This window comes from Granulicella pectinivorans (genome assembly GCF_900114625.1).
Lineage (GTDB): Bacteria > Acidobacteriota > Terriglobia > Terriglobales > Acidobacteriaceae > Edaphobacter > Edaphobacter pectinivorans.
In genome coordinates this window covers 3,213,292-3,229,087 of the sequence record NZ_FOZL01000001.1, presented here as the reverse complement: position 1 = coordinate 3,229,087, position 15,796 = coordinate 3,213,292, and the positions used below count along the sequence as shown (strand labels likewise).

Below are 15,796 nucleotides of genomic sequence, written 5' to 3'. Positions count from 1 at the left end.
GGATACGGTGGTGCCAACGTCTCTTAAGGGCCGATGGACCAGAACGGGAACGGGTGGAGATATATCAACAGCGTGTGACGGATGTCTCCCCAACTGTAATCTGAAACCGCACAAAATGTCGAGAATTTATGGGATTTTTCATGACCCTGTGGGAAATGTGTGGCAGGGACGCGGGATTCACACGGCGGAAGAGCTTTGCTTTTGCGGATTTAGGCCGTTTGTGCGGGATTGTTCGCCGGTTCGGAGAAAAGCCGGATTCGCGACGGAATGCGATGGCGTCCTGGGTTGGCGCAGGTTTCGCCGGGGTCCTTCGAGTCCGGTGGGCGCAAGGTGCGCCAACCGGAGTTCGGAATGACGGTGCTTTTTCTCGCAAGAACGTACCTGAGGCTATTCACCGCCGATGCGAAATTTGAATCCGGCGCGGATGGTGAACGGGAGGCCGGGGTATCCGATGGGGCCGATGTGCTGCTGGGAGAGCAGATTGTCGAGCTGGGTGAAGGCCGCGAGGTGCTGGGTCCACTGGTATCCGAGGCCGAGGTCAAGCTTCGCGTAGCCGTGGTCGAGGTTGCGGTTGGGCAAGAGGAGCGGCGTGGCGAGGAAGGTGGAGTCGTCGGACTTGCCGCTCATCGCGCCCTTGAAGGCGGTGGTCCAGCGCTTGCCGGTGTACTGGACGGCGAAGAAGCCGGTGTTGGGCGGGCGGCGGAAGGGGCGCTGGCCGACGAGGGGGCTGGAGCCACCGATGGTGATGCTGGGGAAGAGCGGGTTGGTGGTTGCGCCGTGGACCTGGAGGGCGTCGGTGGAGAAGGAGCGCTCGACCAGAGGGGCGAGATAGGTGTAGCCGAAGTGGAGGAAGAGGCGGGAGCGAGGCTGGTACTGGAGCTCTGTTTCGGCACCCTGGGCGCGGAAGGTGAGCGAGTTGGTGTAGGCACCGTAGAGGCCGGGGATGGTGGAAGCGGTGGTAATGCCGAAGTACTGCTGGAGCGCGCTGGAGTCGACGTACTCGTACTGGTGATCGAATTGATTGTGGAAGTAGCCGGCTTTGAGGATGAGGGCGGTGGAGAAGATGTTCTGGTCGATGCCGACGTCGTAGGTGCGGGACTCCTCGGCGTTGGGGGGCCTGACATGGTAGGCGGCGATGTCGGCGGTGTCGTTGGCCGCGAGGAGGGTGCCGTAGAGGGAGCTGAACTGAACGGCGAGGGATGGCTCCTGCACGCCACGGGAGAAGTTGGCGCGGAGGCGGGTGCCGTGGAAGGGGCGCGGGCCGGGCCGGACGGGGACGAAGGCGAGGCCCAGCCGGGGGGTTCCGCGCAGGCCGTAGAGGTGATTCTTCTCGATGGCTCCGCCAAGGGAGAAGAAGAGGCGGGCGAGGAGGTCGCCCTGGATCTGGCCGGTGAACTGAAAATTAGTGCGCTGGAGGCTCTGGTCGGTGGCGTAGAGAGGATAGCGGTAGGCCCCGCGCTCGTTCTCGTAGCGGAAACCGAAGAGGGTTGAGACGTGCCGGCCAAAGCTGTAGTCGGACTGGTAGTAGAGCTCGTCGCGGTTGGAGACCTGGTCGTAACGCGATGGGGCCGAACCAGCGTAAGTGATGGGCGAGGAGCCGGTGACTTTGTAGCCATTGGCTCCGGTGATAGTGAGCGAGGGGCCGACGTAGGCGAATTGCGTGGGATCGTAGGTGCCGGCGTTCGAGAAGATGTTGAACTGCTCGCGTTTGCGGGCGATGCCATAGCGGACGAGGTTGTGCCAGTTCCCTGCGGTGCGATTCTCGAGGGTCGCCCCGGAGTAGAGGTTCTGGTCGGCCTGCTTCTGGTCGGCGGACAGGCCGAGGAAGTCGTGCGCGCCGGGGACGCCCTGGACGGAGGTGGTGTTGCGGATGGTGAAGCGGGCCTGCGTGCTCGCGGTGAGGGATGCCCCGAGGTTGGCGGCTTCGGTAACGGCGTGGAAGCGGTCGAGCGGAAGGGCGTTGGAGGAGTCCAGGCGCGAGAGGGCCGTGAAGTAGTCGTAACGGCTGCGGGTGCCGCTGAGCGTGACCTCGTTGCGGTAGGTGTGGAAGTTGCCGCCGTCGCCGGAGTAGGTGAAGACGGGGCTGGTAGCAGTGCCGCGGGGCGTGGAGAGATTGAGGACGGAGGCGAGGGCGTCGGAGCCGAAGAGGGCCGAGTTGGGGCCGCGATAGAGCTCGGCGGAAGGACCATTGTTGCCTACGTTGGAGAGGCCGGTGGAAGAGACGAGGCCGAGGTCGAAACGACCGCCTACGTCCTCGGCGGGGATGCCGTCGATCAGGACCTTGTTGGAGTCGGAGTTGCCGCCGCGCACGAAGAGCGAGGCTACGCCACCCATCTGGCCGGACTGGACGATGGCGACGCCTGGGGACTGGCGGAGTTCGTCGAGAAGGCCGGTACGGTAGGCGAGGTCGTCGCGGGAGACGAAGGAGACGGGCGCGGTAAGTTGCTGGATGGGCGTCGGAAGTCCAGTGGCGGTGACGGTGACGGTCTCGTTGAGGGTAGTGGCCTCGAGGGTGACGTCGCGGAGGACGACGTCGGTGGCTCCGCCGTAGAAGTCGTGGGAGATGTTGGGCTGGAGCTGGGTCTTCGAGACTCCGCCAGCGGTGAAGAGGACGAATCGGCCGCTTTGCGCGCTGCGGATCTCGAACGAGCCATCCGGGCGAGTGATGCCGACGGCCATGGTCTGATGGTTCTGGATGAGTTGGATGCGGGCCCCGGGGATAGGGGTACCGAGTGGACTACGGACGGTACCGCGAACGACGACGGCGTGGGCGGTTGCGGCGACGGTGGCGAGCGTCGCGACAGAGAGAAGCTTCTGGATTGCGGTGGACAGAGTGTTGCTCCTGAAATGTGCTGCTCTGGATGAGACGGGCGTGAGCCGGCGAGGGGGGTACGGACGACCTCCTTCATTCTAATTTGACGCCTCTGAAAAAATGTTTGGACAGAGGTTGCAGCGGTGGTCTATAGTCCTTCAAAGCATGAAGGCTGCACACCGCGTTAGGGGTAACCGGGGGGTAGCTGACACAAAAAGAAAGGGCACCCTCTCGACAGGGTGCCCTTCTTTCATTTGGTGCAGAGAAGCAATGGATCGCGCCGCGTTTAGCGAACGGGGCGAACGGTAATCTCGAGGTTGACGGGAACCGCAACGGGCTGGTGGGAGAGCATTCCAGGCTGGAAGCGGTACTGGGCGACCGCGGCGAGGACGTTCTGGTTGCTGGAGGGGTCCTGAGCCTGGACGATCTTGAGATCGGTGGGGGTACCGTTCTCATCGACGATCATGGAGACGACTACCTTGCGCTCGAGTCCGGAGATGGCATAGATGCTGCGCTCGTCGGTCTGGATATCGACGGTGTGGATGAGCTTGGGGGCGACGACACCGGTGGAGACGCGCACCGGAGCGGTGGGCTTGGCATCGTTGGTTGCGGCGGCGAGAGCGGGCGTAGCCAGACGGGCTTCGAGCTTGTTGGTCTGGGCGGCGAGGGCGAGGGGGGAGAGGAGAAGGGCGGCGGCAATCAGATTACGCATCGTTGTAGCTCCTATGGTTAGGGGTAACCATCACCACCATATCTCTCACGATGTACGATTGTCAACGTATTTCGCGAATGAAATATTTCTGGGCGATTTTCGATGTATTTCTGGCGCGGGGAGGGATGCGCCTGGAATTTCTTTCTGGGATGGGCGGATTGATCAAGCAAAGCGTAACTAGGAATCGAAAGGATGAAAGACGGATCGGGACAGACAACGGCAAGAGCAACCGCGGATTTCCTTCGGGGATGACAACCAACGAAGGCAACTGCATACCCCAGGGGCTAAAGCCCGGATGATTGGCGGTCCTGTGAGACCCAAGGCTGAAGCCTTGGGGTACCTAGAAGCAACGGTTAGGCTTGGCGGCCTGCACCCCAGACGGCGGCTCCGGCCTCGAGGACGGGCATGACGAGGCGGACCATCGTGCCTCGGCCCGGACGGCTTACGATCTCGACTTCGGCCTCTATGCCGTAGAGAACAGCCATGCGCTCGCGGACGTTCTTCATGCCGATGCCGGTACCCGGGCGGACCAGGGGGCTGCCGGCGGAGGGTTGCTGGTTGCGCTCGGGAGCCATGCCTACGCCGTCGTCTTCGACCTCGAGGACGAGGCGTTGGCCATCGAGTCGGCTGCGCAGCGTAACGGTCCCCCCGTTGATGCGCGGCTCGAGGCCGTGCTTGATGCTGTTTTCGATGAGCGGCTGGAGGATCATGCTCGGCACGACGATATGGAGGGTCTCGTCGGCGATCTCCTTGACGACGCGAAGCTTCTCGCCGAAGCGGACGACTTCAATGTCGAGGTAGTCGTCGGTGAAGGAGAGTTCTTCGGAGAACGGCACGAAGGCTTCGCGGTCTTTGAGGAGGGCGCGGAGGATGTTGGCGAGTTTGACGATCATCTCGCGGGCAAGCTCGGGTTTGACGCGGACAAGCGAGGTAATGCTGTTCAGGGTGTTGAAGAGGAAGTGGGGGTTGATCTGGCGGGTGAGGGCGTCGAGGCGGGCTTCGAGGAGGAGTCTTCCCTGCTCTTCGAGGGCGCGTTCGATGCGGATGGCGTTCCAGATTTTGAGGGGGATGCCGACGACGATCGGTGCGCAGAAGCAGATGGATGCCTCCACGAGCCAATTGCCGGAGTAGAGCTCGAAGAAGCGTTTCGGGAAGGCGTGGCTTAGCACGCTGGAGACGAACTGCACCGCGGTGATGAGCATGAGGAAGAGGATCTGCCGGTCGAGGTGCGGACGGCGCAGGTTGCGCGTAACCCAGCGGTAGATGCTGAGGTCGATCATCGGCGAGAAGGACCAGATGTCTTCCATGTTGGCGAACTTGCCGCTGACGCCGAAGAGGGTAGCGACGAGCAGGTTGACGGGGAGGGAGAGGTACTCGTGGTGGAGGACGGCAGGGATGGAGAGAATGGCTCCGCCGATGATGGCGGCGGCGGGGCCGAGGAGGACGGCCATGAGAATGGTGGCCTCGTAGCTGATGTCGGCGGCGAGGAAGTTCTGGACGGAGACACGGATCCAGACGCCAAGGGTGAGCGGGATGGAGATCATCGCAACCAGCTTGAGGGAGTCGCGGAAGCTGCGATGGGGATTGAGGAGGATGTTCTTGAAGGCCCTGGAGCGTGCGAGCGAACTGGAGAAGGCAGCGGCGACGCCGAGTTCGACGAGGAGGGTGATGAGGATCAGTTTGGGATCTTCGTGCACGTTCCTACTCTACCCTTGTCGTGAGACCATACGGTGGGACAGGAGTTGGCGATGAATTTAGAGGGTTTTGCGATTGCGATTATGGCGGCGGGCAAAGGCACGAGGCTGAAGAGCCGCAGGCCGAAGGTGTTGCATGAGATCGGCGGGCAGTCCCTGCTTCTGCATGTGATCGCGGCGGCCAGAACAGTAGTGCCGGCGGAGCGGATCTACTGCATCATCGGCCATGAGGCGGAGCGGGTGCAGAAGGCGGTCGAGCACTCGGGCGTGGGATTTGTGATGCAGGCCGAGCAGCGCGGTACGGGGCATGCGCTGCAGATGGTGAAGGCCTGGTTCGCACTGAAGGGCGGACCGGTGCCGGAGCATCTGCTGGTGCTGAGCGGGGATGTTCCACTGATTCGTCCGGAGACGATTCGTATGTTGTGCGAGGCTCATCTTGCGGACCGCGCGGCGATGACGATTCTGACGGCTGTGCCGGCGAATCCGCATGGGTATGGGCGGGTGATGCGGAGCGATGGATCGCGGGTGGCGGGGATCGTGGAGCAGAAGGACCTGAAGCCGGAACAGATGACGGTCGCTGAGATCAACTCGGGGATCTATTGTTTCGAGACGGCGAAGCTGTTTGAGAAGCTGGATCTGCTTTCGGATGGGAACGCGAATGGGGAGTACTACCTGACGGATGTGGCGCACATGCTGGTCGCGGCCGGAGAGCGCGTGGCGGCGGTCCAGGCGGAGAGCGTGGACGAGGTGCTGGGCGCGAATACGATCGCAGAGATGATGCATCTGGATGCGGCGATGCGGATGGCTACGGCCAAGAAGCTGATGGCGCAGGGCGTGACGATCTTTCGGCCGGAGACATGCGTGATCGACGCCCAGGTGGAGGTGGGGGCGGATACGGTGATCGAACCGTATGTGCAGTTGCTGGGCGCGACGAAGATTGGAGTGGAGAGCCGGGTGAGATCGTACTCGGTGGTGCAGCACTCGTTGATTGGAGATAGTGTGCTGATTCGGAATGGCTGCATTCTGGATGGGGCTGAGGTGGGGGATGGCGCGATTCTGGGGCCGTACGCGCATCTGCGGCCGGAGAGCCGGATCGGCGAGCAGGCGCATGTCGGAAACTTCTGCGAGACGAAGAAGGTGACGATGGGCAAGGGCTCGAAGGCCAACCATCTGACGTATCTCGGCGATGCCGTCATCGGCGCGGGCGTGAACGTGGGCGCGGGCGTGATTACGTGCAACTACGACGGCGTGAAGAAGCACACAACGGTGATTGGCGATGGGGTATTTGTGGGGTCGGATTCGACGCTGGTGGCTCCGATCTCGGTGGGCAATGGGGCTTATATTGCGGCGGGGTCTTCGATTACCGAGGATGTTCCGGATGGGGCGCTGGCGTTTGGAAGGGCGCGACAGGTGACCAAGACGGGCTGGGTCGCGGCGCGGAAGGCGAAGGCAGCGGAGAAGACTCCCTAGCCCGCTGTTCATGGCATCGCTCCGGGTGCCGATAGAGCGGAGTATGGCGCAGGTGAGCATACTGGTGGTGGATGACGAGGAGCCGGTACGGCGCGTCGTGGCTAGCCTGCTGGATCGGGCGGGGTATCAGGTTACGACGGCGGGTTCGGCGGCGCAGGCGCTGGAGGCTCTGCGCGAGGCGGGCGGATTCGACCTGTTGCTCTCGGACGTGATGATGCCGGGGACGGATGGGCTGAGCCTGCTGGATCGCGTGGCCGAGGACTTCCCTACCACTCCGGTGGTGATGTTTACGGCGGTGCATGATATTCATGTGGCCACGAATGCATTTCGGCGAGGCGCTATCGATTATCTGCTGAAGCCTTTTGTGCGGGCGCAGTTGGAGGCGGTGGTCGAGCGGGGGCTGGAACATGGGCGGCTGCGGCGGCAGACGGCGCTCTATCGGCAGAATCTGGAGGAGGCGGTCCAGGAGAGGACGGCCCGGTTGCGGCAGACGATGGTGGAGCTGGAACGCAGCTATGACATCACGATCGAGGCGATGGGCGGGGCGCTCGATCTGCGCGACGAGGAGACCGAAGGGCACTCGCGGAGGGTGACGGCATACACCGTGGCCATGGCGCGGGAGGTTGGGATGCAGGCCGAGGAGCTGAAGACGATCTCGCGTGGCGCGTTTCTGCATGACATCGGCAAGATTGCGACGCCGGACGCGATTCTGCTGAAGCCGGGACGTCTCGATGCCGATGAGACGGTGATTATGCGCCAGCATTGCGCGCAGGGGTATGAGATGGTGCGGAAGATTCCGTTCCTGGAGGAGGCGGCGGAGATTGTGCTGGCGCACCAGGAGTGCTATGACGGTTCGGGCTATCCGCGCGGGCTGAAAGGCGAGGAGATTCCGCTGGGAGCGCGCATCTTTGCGATTGCAGATACGCTGGATGCGATTACGTCCGACCGGCCGTATCGCAAGGGTGCCAGCTTCGAGGCCGCGCGGGAGGAGATTGCGCGGTGGTCGGGGCGGCAGTTCGATCCGGCGCTGGTCACGGTGTTTCTCGCCATGCCGCTGAAGAGATGGGCCGACCTGCGGGCTTCGATTGAAAAGCGAGCCGATGCGCCGCTCTCGCTGGCTGCGCTGCACCTTGACTTCGGACCGATGGCATCCAATGGTTAGGAGATACCCATGAAGACGATGACACCGGACGAGATTGCTGCGCTGACCGAGACCCATCCGAGCTGGAAGATGGTGGGAGGCAAGTTGGTGCGGGACTGGGCGTTTGCCGACTTTGCCGAAGCGATGGGTTTTGTGAATCGCGTTGCCTTTATGGCAGAGGAGGCCGACCATCATCCGGATATTGATATCCGCTACAACAAGGTAAGGCTTGGTTTGGTCAGCCACGACGCCGGAGGGGTTACGCATCGCGACGCGGCGATGGTGGCGAAGCTGGATGAGGCATTTCCGCTTCTCTAAGGTCGACCGAAACGTGGTGGCGGCGTAATCGACGGCGGGTTGCGTCGGTGGTACCAGGCCGCGACCTGATCGGAGAGGGCCACGATAAGGGCGAAGAGGACTGCGTAAAGGCCGAGGTGGACGAGCACGCCCGGAATGGGCGATCCCTTGTCGAACGAGCCTTCATCGGAGATGCGGAGCCAGAGGTAAAGACTGGCGAGAGCGTCGATAACGAGGCCCAGAACTCCGATGCGTGCCAGGAGGGAGAGTTTGCTGGTGCGATTCTGCCGGCGGCGCCAGAGCTTGGGGGCAAGGACGAGCGTAAGCACTATCAGGATCGCCCAGACGCTGAGCGCCGGGAGAGCATGGGCGAACGCGTAGACGAGCGTGTCCTGAAAGCCGCCTGTGAGCAGCAACTGGGGAAGCAGAAGGAAGAAGACTGCGGACGCACCAAACTCGGCCAGAGAGATAGACAACAGAAAGACAAGACGTTCATTCACGATAGGGATCCCTGCACAACTCGGAGATCACTATAGAACAGACATCTGTGTGTGGGAGATGACCGCGTTCGCTCGATGTTGGTGGCACGCAAGTGGCGTTTTGTGACGGTACACGCGGCTCGTCACCTGCCGTTTTGTAGTGGAAATGGAAATTCTGATATTGGAATCAAGCGGCGTTCCAGTTTCTGTAAATAATATTTACGAATAAAACGATTGATTCTAAATGGCTTAATTGCATCTTGAAGCTTTTCGCAACTTTTTCGGCAGGCTGTGTTCTATGAGATAGAGGATATGTGCTATTCTCTTTCTACAGGAACACATAGAGTGTGTTCCGAAAGTTTCTCGATCTGGCACTTGAGTCTGGCAGTCCCGATCGAAGCGAGTTGCGTCACTGGCCTCCCGGCATGAACAAAACACCGTTCATGCCGCCTTTTTTTTGTGTCGGAGACGGTCCGCTTTGCTGTTGAGCGTGTGGGCTCGACAACATTTATGATGGAGAGCATGATGGCGACGACCTCGACCCCCTCTCCGCGTAAGAACTCTTTCTGGAAGAATCCTCTGTTGAAGCGCATTGCGGGCTGCCTGGTGGTGGGTCTGGTGACGCTGGCCGCTGCGGCACAGTGGTCGAATCCGCAGGACGATATTCCGGCTTACAACGCGCTGTCTCCGTCGAAGCCGCTGCCTCCAGTGATGAGTGGGAACCAGTTGACGGGTCCGTACTTCTCGCATCCGTACCAGGTGATCGCATACAAGATGGCGGCGAAGATTCCGAATGTGCTGCATCAGCAGCCGTGCTACTGCCGCTGCGACCGTGAGATGGGCCACAACAGTCTGCATAGCTGCTTTGAGGGCACGCATGGGGCGGCGTGCTCGACCTGCATGAAAGAGGCTGTCTACAGCTACCAGCAGACGAAGCTGCATAAGACTCCGGCGCAGATTCGCGCTGGGATCGAGAAGGGCTTGTGGATGAATGTCGATCTGGAAAAGGCTGCTCTGTAACGAGGTGCGACTATGGCTACGACGACCGCGGTCGGAACAGCAGAAGGGTTGGCTATCACACCGGATGGGATGGAACGCTTTGCATTGCGGCCCGGTGACACAGTGACAGTGGCGATCGACTCGCTTGCTGTTCGTCCGCATCTTGCGGAGATCGAGCGTCTTATCAGAGAGACTCCGGGCATGCTGGGCGGCCCGTATGAACCGGCGGAAGCGCTGATGCAGGAACGCCGCGAAGAAGACGAGAACTCTCCATGGTGATCTACGTGCGCGATGCGAGCCCGGTTCTCCGGTATCTGGACAATAAACCGGTAAGGGTCCGCATCGAAAAGATCCTCCACGAGACGATCAAGCCGTACGTGCTGGCGTCTTGAAGGGGAATTTGAAGATTCCATATGCGGACGCCTTTGGAGTCGCCTTGGCCGAAGAACATCCGCAGAGCACCTTGATTACCGCCAACTTCGATTTCAAACCCGCCGGACATCTAGTCTCGATCGAGTTTCTGCCACAAAAAACATCAAAGCCCTGAGCATCCATGACCCAGCCCAATCCCCTCATCGTTCTGGTGGAAGACGAAGAACACCTGGCACACGGCCTGCTGTTCAACCTGCGCGCGGAGGGATATCGCACGCATCATGAGGCGGACGGCGATGCTGCGCTGACGTATCTGCTTGGCTGTCCATCGAACGGTCCGGAGAGCCCGGCCGCAGTGGTGCTGGATTGCATGCTGCCCGGGGCCGATGGATTTACGATCGTACGTGCACTGCGGGAGGCGGGACGGTACTTCCCTGTCCTCATGCTGACGGCGCGATCGCGGCCGGAAGATGTGCTGGAGGGCCTGGAGGCGGGTGCGGACGACTATCTGCCGAAGCCGTTCGACCTGAACATCATGCTGGTGCGGGTAAAGAGCCTTTTGCGGCGTACGGCGTGGCAGTCCAATGCATCCCGACCGAGCGCGCAGGAGGCTCCGGATGCATACAGCTTCAGTGACCGGACGATTCGCTTCGATGCGCTTGAGATTGTGGCTCCCGGCAAGACGACGCATTTGACGGTGATGGAGGCGGATCTTCTGCGGTATCTGACCGACCGCGAAGGACAAGTCGTGCCGCGGAAGGACATTCTCGAGCAGGTTTGGCGGGTGCATGAGGACACGGATACGCGTGCCATCGACAACTTTATCGTTCGCCTGCGCCGTTATCTGGAGGACGACCCGGCCAACCCCGTTCATCTGTTGACGGTGCGTGGGGTTGGATATCGTTTTCTGGCCAAGCCGGCCTAGACAGGGCTAATCCCGGGCGACGAAGAAGGGCTTACGGCAGAAGACGCACTCCCAGGGCACATAGCCCAGCTTGTACATCACAACCCTTTGAAAGAATCCCTGGCGATTGATGCGTCGCGTCTCCGAACGTCCACACTGCTTGCATAGAGGCTTGCCTGTCATGAGTCTCACACCCTTTTCTGTACCCAACGGATGAGAACGTATCTTCCGCATCGGCGGATGGTCGCGAAAGTTGACCTATTTGTTAAAAATTCATAAAACCCACAAATTTTCGGGGATGGATGCCTGGCATCACAATCGTCTTCCGGTGCGCTAACCTAGGGTTCAGACATGAAAGCAAACGCTATCGTTGCAACCGGCGATCTTCGCATCGCCAACTCCCTTCCCCTCACTATCATTGCCGGACCCTGTGTGCTGGAGTCGCGTGCGCAGGCACTGGAAGTGGCTGGTTTTCTGAAGGAGATCGCTACCCGGCTGGGCTTCGGGCTGGTGTACAAGTCGTCGTTCGACAAGGCCAACCGCACCAGCACGCAGTCCGAGCGGGGCTTGGGGCTCCACGAAGCGCTGCCGATTCTGGCGGAGGTGCGCGAGGTGCATGGCGTGCCTGTGACCACAGACGTTCACCTCCCGGAGCAGTGCGCGTTGTTAGCGGAGTCGGTGGACATTTTGCAGATTCCCGCGTTTCTCTGCCGTCAGACTGACCTGCTGGTGGCAGCGGCGGAGACGGGGCGCATCGTCAATGTGAAGAAGGGTCAGTTTCTCGCGCCATGGGACATGCGGAATGTCGTGGCGAAGATTACGTCGGTGGGCAATCCGAACGTGATGGTGACGGAACGGGGCACGAGCTTCGGGTACAACACGCTGGTGTCGGACCTGCGGGGACTGCCGATCATGGTCCGCGAGACGGGCGCGCCCGTGGTGTTCGATGCCACGCACTCGGTGCAGCAGCCCGGCGGGCAGGGGACGACCTCCGGCGGGCAGCGGGAGTTCGTTCCGACGCTGGCGCGGGCCGCGGTGACTACGGGGATTGCGGCGGTTTTTATCGAGACGCATCCCGATCCCGATCATGCACCATCGGACGGTCCCAATATGGTCCCGCTCGCGGAGTTCGAAAAGCTGATCAAGTCGTTGCTTGCACTGGACCGGCTGGTAAAATCCGAAGGCTTCGGTCAATAACCATGACGACCCACATCAAGCCCGTAAACCGCACTCCCGCAGTCAGGCCGTACAGTCATAACCCGGGAGGGCCGGTTCCCTATCCTGTTCCGCTCGCGCCGTCGTTTGCGCCAATCGGCGAATCGGGATTGGTCGATCCTGAGATGGACGAACGTCCCCTGCTCTCGCGCTCGCCGCTGCGCACCCTGGATATCGAGATTGCCGGGCTGCAGTCGCTGCGGCGTGCTCTGGAAGGAGTTCTGGGGGAGCGCCTGGCCCAGGCGGTTGAGATGACGGTGCTTCTGAGCGGACGCCTGCATGTGACGGGGATCGGCAAATCGGGCCATATCGCGCGCAAGCTGGCCGCGATGCTGACGAGCACAGGGACGCCGGCTCACTTTCTGCACCCGACGGAGGCCAGCCATGGCGATCTGGGTGCGTTGCGCACCGGCGACATGCTGCTCGCGCTCTCGTGGTCGGGGGACACACCTGAGCTTGCCGCGCTGACCGAGTATGCGCGCAAGCGGCAGATTCCGATTGTGGCGATGACGGCGTTTCCGCGGTCTCCGCTGGCGCTGGCTGCGAACGTGATTCTGAAGCTACCACTGGCGATTGAGGCATGTCCGGACAACCTGACTCCCAGCACCTCCACGACGATGCAGCTTGCGCTGAGCGACGCCTTTGCGCTGGCTGTGCTGGAGGCGCGAGGGTTGGAGGAGGGGGAATATCCGGCCAGCTTCCGTGCGCTGCATCCGGGGGGAAATCTCGGCGCCCGACTGACTCCGGCACATGCTCTGATGCATACGGGCGAGCGACTTCCTCTGGTGCGTCCGGATACGTCGCTCTCGGCAGCGATCGTCGAGATGACGAGCAAGGGTTTCGGGGTGACGGGTGTGCTTTCGCGGACAGGTTCGCTGGTGGGGGTGGTGACCGACGGCGATCTGCGACGGGCCTTTGCAAAGACGACGTTGCGGAGCCTGGATACGATGAGCCAGCCGGTGGAGCAGATCATGACGCCGGAGCCATGGACGATCGATGCGGATGCACTGGCGCCGGATATTCTGCATGCGATGAACAAGCGGCGCGTGACGAGCGTGTTTGTGCTGCCAATGCAGGAAAGGGACACGACCCCGATCGGGATCGTGCATATTCACGATCTACTGCGGATCGGGCTTTAGGGGGACCATCGGTTTTTCAGCGATGGGTGAGGTCTAAGTGGGCGTCCGCAGCAGCAGATAGGCGCCGGCGAAGCCGAAGAGGATGTCCGGCGTCCATGCGGCCAGCATCGGCGGCAGGGTGTTGACGTTGCCCATGGCTTCGAAGGTGCTCGATATGACCCAGTAGCCGATAGCGATACCGATGGCGGCACCCATGCCGGCCAAGCCACCGCGTTTACCCATGGAGAGCGCGAACGGAATGGCCAGCACCGCCATGATGAAGGTGATGAGCGGGTAGGCCAGCTTGCGGTTGAGCTGCACGCGAAGCCGCATGGTGTCGAAGCCGGAGAGCTTGAGGTCTCCGATGTAGTGCTCCAGCTCACCGTAGCTCATCTCCTGCGATTGCAGGTCTTCCTTTTTGAAGTAGTAGGGCTGTTCCTTGATCTCGGGGAAGGTGGCGACGGTGAAGGGCTGATAGCTTCCGATGGTGTCCCCGGCGAAGGTGCGCTGCCAACCGTTATCGAAGACCCAGCGGCCCACCTGCGGATCCCAGCGTACCGACGCCGCGAAGATGCGACGCTGGAGGTTGAAGGTGGACGGGTTGAACTCGAAGATGGTTAGGTTGGCGAAGACGTTCTTGTCGGGATCGAAGAACTGGTAGTAGAAGATACGCGCGGGATCGGGGCTGAGCTTGACGGAGGCGGGCAGCGCGAGGGCGTTGGGCGAGGTTTGCGAACTTTCCGCCGACTGGGGCAGAGTCTGCATCACCTCACTGGTGGTAATGGGAAGGTCCTGCCCGGTCATCCCGGAGATCCACTTGCGCTCCGGGCGCAGGAAGGTCTGGGCCGGCTTTCCCTTGATGACGGAGCGAAGAGCCTCCTGACGGCGATTGGCGGCGGGCAGAAGGTTCTCGTCGAAGGCGAAGAGGCCAGCCGCGATGACCAGGGTGAGCACAAGCACAGGCGCGACGATGCGATAGATGCTGATGCCGGTCGCCTTCATGGCGGTGAGTTCGGAGGTGCGGCTGAGGGAGCCGAAGGTGAGCAGCGCGGCAACCAGCGAGCAGATAGGCACGACGCTGTTGAAGATGAAGGGGAGAAGGTTCAGGAGATAGCCGCCGACCGTGACCACCGCGGTCTTGTTGCGGATGATATCGCCGACGAGGTCGAAGAAGGTGAAGATGACCAGGATGGCCGAGAAGCCGAAGAGGCCGATGATGAAGTTCTTGCCGAACTCCCGCATGACGTACTCATCGAGCAGAAGCGGGAAGCGGATGTGCAGCATGCTGCGCAGGCGGCGCGCGCGGGTGACGATGATCTTTTCGAGCGAGGGAACGTCGCTCTCCTGCTCCTCCCGGACGGGATGGCCGCCGAGCTTGCTGGGCAGCATGCCGGCGATGCGCGCCCCAAAGCTCGAGAGAGCGGCGATGATGGCGCCGCCGCGGGTGAGCTCCTGCAGGAGCACGAGGCCAACGATGGAGAAGAGGAGGTTCGCGCCCCATACGCCCAGGAACGGGGAGATCTTCTGCTGTTTGGCCAGCGCCACGCCGACCGACGACAGGAAGTAGTAGATCAGGACCACGATAATGGCGACGACGAAGCCCGTCGATTTGCCACCGCGCTTCGACGACAGGCCAAGAGGCACGCCAACCAGCATGAGGACCAGGCAGGCGAAGGGGTAGGAGAGCCGGCGATTCAGTTCGATGCGATAGAGCCTGGCCGGAACGCCACCGGGGACGTTGTCCTGCGCTCGCCGGTAGAGCTCGCGAAATGGCAGGGCCAGCAAGGGAGCATCCATGCGCGAGACGTGCGTGTCGTCCTGCGCGCCGGGCTGCAGGGGCATGTCGGAGTCGGAGAAGGTCGAGATGTCGTACTGGTCAGGATTGGTTGGGGAGAGCTTGTGCTCGCCACCGTTCATCAAGTGCATCCGCACCGAGGAGGATGTATCGCCGGGTGCTGCGGCGCCGCTGACGACGATAGCAGAGTCCGCCGTCACGATGTTCGGATTGGCAGGCTGCGTGAGGTCGGCGACGAAGACATGCTTCCACAACGCCGCGCCGGCCGCAGGCTTCACATCCTGCACGTAAAGGACGATGTTCTTGAAGTCCTCGTAGAAGACGCGCGGCTGCACCTCGAAGGAGGCCTGTGTCGTCTTCAACTCGTTCTCGAGCGCGAGCAAGGCTGTCGCGGCCCGGGGCGCGAGATACATGGAGTTCACGAGGCCGATGCTGAGCGCCACGACCGAGACGATGGAGACGATGCGCACGAAGTCCATGGCCGACATGCCGCAGGCGCGCATGGCCGTGATCTCGCTGTCGGAGGCAAGCCGCGAAAGGCCGAGGAGGATACCGACCAGGACCGCCATGGGGATTGCCACGGTCATCGCATCCGGCAGGAGATAGGCCACGATGCGGACGACCTCACGCACGGAGGCGGAGTCACGCACGACCAGATCCACGATCTTCCCCAGCCTGCCCACGAAGAGCACAAACGTAAACAGTGCCCCGCCCAGCATGGCATGGGAGACGACTTCGCGAAGAATGTAACGGGTAAAGATGCGCATGACAGAATCTGCTTCTGTCAG

General features: G+C 61.7%; 13 protein-coding genes and 1 pseudogene. 9 read left to right on the top strand and 5 right to left on the bottom strand.

The features are described from left to right. Positions 1–387: 387 nt before the first annotated feature. The 3 genes from BM400_RS12795 to BM400_RS12785 all read right to left on the bottom strand — a co-directional run bounded on the left by BM400_RS12795 (position 388) and on the right by BM400_RS12785 (position 5,221). Positions 388–2,679 carry a TonB-dependent receptor plug domain-containing protein gene (locus BM400_RS12795; RefSeq protein ID WP_245781858.1) on the bottom strand — a complete coding sequence of 764 codons (2,292 nt, stop codon included), beginning with the start codon at positions 2,677–2,679 and terminating at the stop codon, positions 388–390. Positions 2,680–3,098: 419 nt separating this feature from the next. Further along, a complete protein-coding gene (locus tag BM400_RS12790; RefSeq protein ID WP_089839513.1) occupies positions 3,099–3,524 on the bottom strand; it encodes a TonB family protein in 426 nt (141 codons plus the stop codon). Positions 3,525–3,877: 353 nt separating this feature from the next. Beyond that, the gene (locus BM400_RS12785) at positions 3,878–5,221 is read right to left on the bottom strand and encodes a sensor histidine kinase (RefSeq protein WP_089839512.1); all 1,344 of its coding nucleotides are present in this window, start codon (positions 5,219–5,221) and stop codon (positions 3,878–3,880) included. A 51-nt stretch (positions 5,222–5,272) separates the two neighbouring features. Here BM400_RS12785 and glmU point away from each other — a divergent pair, with 51 nt between their 5' ends. From glmU to BM400_RS12770, 3 genes are read left to right on the top strand one after another with little or no spacing between them, the layout of a single operon-like run. Then, positions 5,273–6,688, top strand: a complete 1,416-nt coding sequence (gene glmU, locus BM400_RS12780) for a bifunctional UDP-N-acetylglucosamine diphosphorylase/glucosamine-1-phosphate N-acetyltransferase GlmU (protein WP_089841895.1) — start codon at positions 5,273–5,275, stop codon at positions 6,686–6,688. A 10-nt stretch (positions 6,689–6,698) separates the two neighbouring features. Further along, on the top strand, positions 6,699–7,850 hold the full coding sequence (locus tag BM400_RS12775) for a response regulator (protein WP_245781857.1): 1,152 nt from the start codon (positions 6,699–6,701) through the stop codon (positions 7,848–7,850). A 9-nt stretch (positions 7,851–7,859) separates the two neighbouring features. Further along, on the top strand, positions 7,860–8,147 hold the full coding sequence (locus BM400_RS12770; RefSeq protein ID WP_089839510.1) for a 4a-hydroxytetrahydrobiopterin dehydratase: 288 nt from the start codon (positions 7,860–7,862) through the stop codon (positions 8,145–8,147). Here the strand turns inward: BM400_RS12770 and BM400_RS12765 are convergent. Beyond that, positions 8,144–8,626 (bottom strand): hypothetical protein, encoded by a 483-nt coding sequence (locus BM400_RS12765; RefSeq protein WP_089839509.1) that lies wholly within the window; start codon positions 8,624–8,626, stop codon positions 8,144–8,146. The two genes, BM400_RS12770 and BM400_RS12765, sit on opposite strands and share 4 nt — an antisense overlap. A gap of 62 nt (positions 8,627–8,688) precedes the next feature. Here BM400_RS12765 and BM400_RS22985 point away from each other — a divergent pair. From BM400_RS22985 to BM400_RS12740, 6 genes and pseudogenes are all read left to right on the top strand, one after another. Next, positions 8,689–8,766, top strand: a pseudogene (locus BM400_RS22985) (H-X9-DG-CTERM domain-containing protein); the annotation flags it as partial. A 361-nt stretch (positions 8,767–9,127) separates the two neighbouring features. Then, a complete protein-coding gene (locus tag BM400_RS12760; RefSeq protein ID WP_245781856.1) occupies positions 9,128–9,625 on the top strand; it encodes a CYCXC family (seleno)protein in 498 nt (165 codons plus the stop codon). 12 nt (positions 9,626–9,637) lie between these two features. Continuing rightward, positions 9,638–9,883: a hypothetical protein gene (locus tag BM400_RS12755; protein ID WP_089839508.1), complete on the top strand. Its 246-nt coding sequence runs from the start codon at positions 9,638–9,640 to the stop codon at positions 9,881–9,883. Between the two features lie 274 nt (positions 9,884–10,157). Beyond that, positions 10,158–10,901, top strand: coding sequence for a response regulator transcription factor (locus tag BM400_RS12750; RefSeq protein ID WP_089839507.1), 744 nt, complete (start codon positions 10,158–10,160; stop codon positions 10,899–10,901). Positions 10,902–11,231: 330 nt separating this feature from the next. After that, positions 11,232–12,077, top strand: a complete 846-nt coding sequence (gene kdsA, locus BM400_RS12745; RefSeq protein WP_089839506.1) for a 3-deoxy-8-phosphooctulonate synthase — start codon at positions 11,232–11,234, stop codon at positions 12,075–12,077. A gap of 2 nt (positions 12,078–12,079) precedes the next feature. Next, the gene (locus tag BM400_RS12740) at positions 12,080–13,234 is read left to right on the top strand and encodes a KpsF/GutQ family sugar-phosphate isomerase (protein ID WP_245781855.1); all 1,155 of its coding nucleotides are present in this window, start codon (positions 12,080–12,082) and stop codon (positions 13,232–13,234) included. Between the two features lie 33 nt (positions 13,235–13,267). Here the strand turns inward: BM400_RS12740 and BM400_RS12735 are convergent, their stop codons facing one another. After that, the gene (locus tag BM400_RS12735; protein WP_089839505.1) at positions 13,268–15,775 is read right to left on the bottom strand and encodes an LptF/LptG family permease; all 2,508 of its coding nucleotides are present in this window, start codon (positions 15,773–15,775) and stop codon (positions 13,268–13,270) included. Positions 15,776–15,796 lie beyond the last annotated feature (21 nt).

Excerpts from the sequence above, each read along its gene's own strand:
- kdsA (WP_089839506.1), top strand. The coding sequence starts at position 11,232 with ATGAAAGCAAACGCTATCGTTGCAACCGGCGATCTTCGCATCGCCAAC.
- BM400_RS12775 (WP_245781857.1), top strand. The coding sequence starts at position 6,699 with ATGGCATCGCTCCGGGTGCCGATAGAGCGGAGTATGGCGCAGGTGAGC.
- BM400_RS12755 (WP_089839508.1), top strand. The coding sequence starts at position 9,638 with ATGGCTACGACGACCGCGGTCGGAACAGCAGAAGGGTTGGCTATCACA.
- BM400_RS12795 (WP_245781858.1), bottom strand. The coding sequence starts at position 2,679 with ATGGCCGTCGGCATCACTCGCCCGGATGGCTCGTTCGAGATCCGCAGC.
- BM400_RS12735 (WP_089839505.1), bottom strand. The coding sequence starts at position 15,775 with ATGCGCATCTTTACCCGTTACATTCTTCGCGAAGTCGTCTCCCATGCC.
- BM400_RS12740 (WP_245781855.1), top strand. The coding sequence starts at position 12,080 with ATGACGACCCACATCAAGCCCGTAAACCGCACTCCCGCAGTCAGGCCG.
- BM400_RS12760 (WP_245781856.1), top strand. The coding sequence starts at position 9,128 with ATGATGGCGACGACCTCGACCCCCTCTCCGCGTAAGAACTCTTTCTGG.
- BM400_RS12770 (WP_089839510.1), top strand. The coding sequence starts at position 7,860 with ATGAAGACGATGACACCGGACGAGATTGCTGCGCTGACCGAGACCCAT.
- BM400_RS12790 (WP_089839513.1), bottom strand. The coding sequence starts at position 3,524 with ATGCGTAATCTGATTGCCGCCGCCCTTCTCCTCTCCCCCCTCGCCCTC.
- glmU (WP_089841895.1), top strand. The coding sequence starts at position 5,273 with ATGAATTTAGAGGGTTTTGCGATTGCGATTATGGCGGCGGGCAAAGGC.
- BM400_RS12750 (WP_089839507.1), top strand. The coding sequence starts at position 10,158 with ATGACCCAGCCCAATCCCCTCATCGTTCTGGTGGAAGACGAAGAACAC.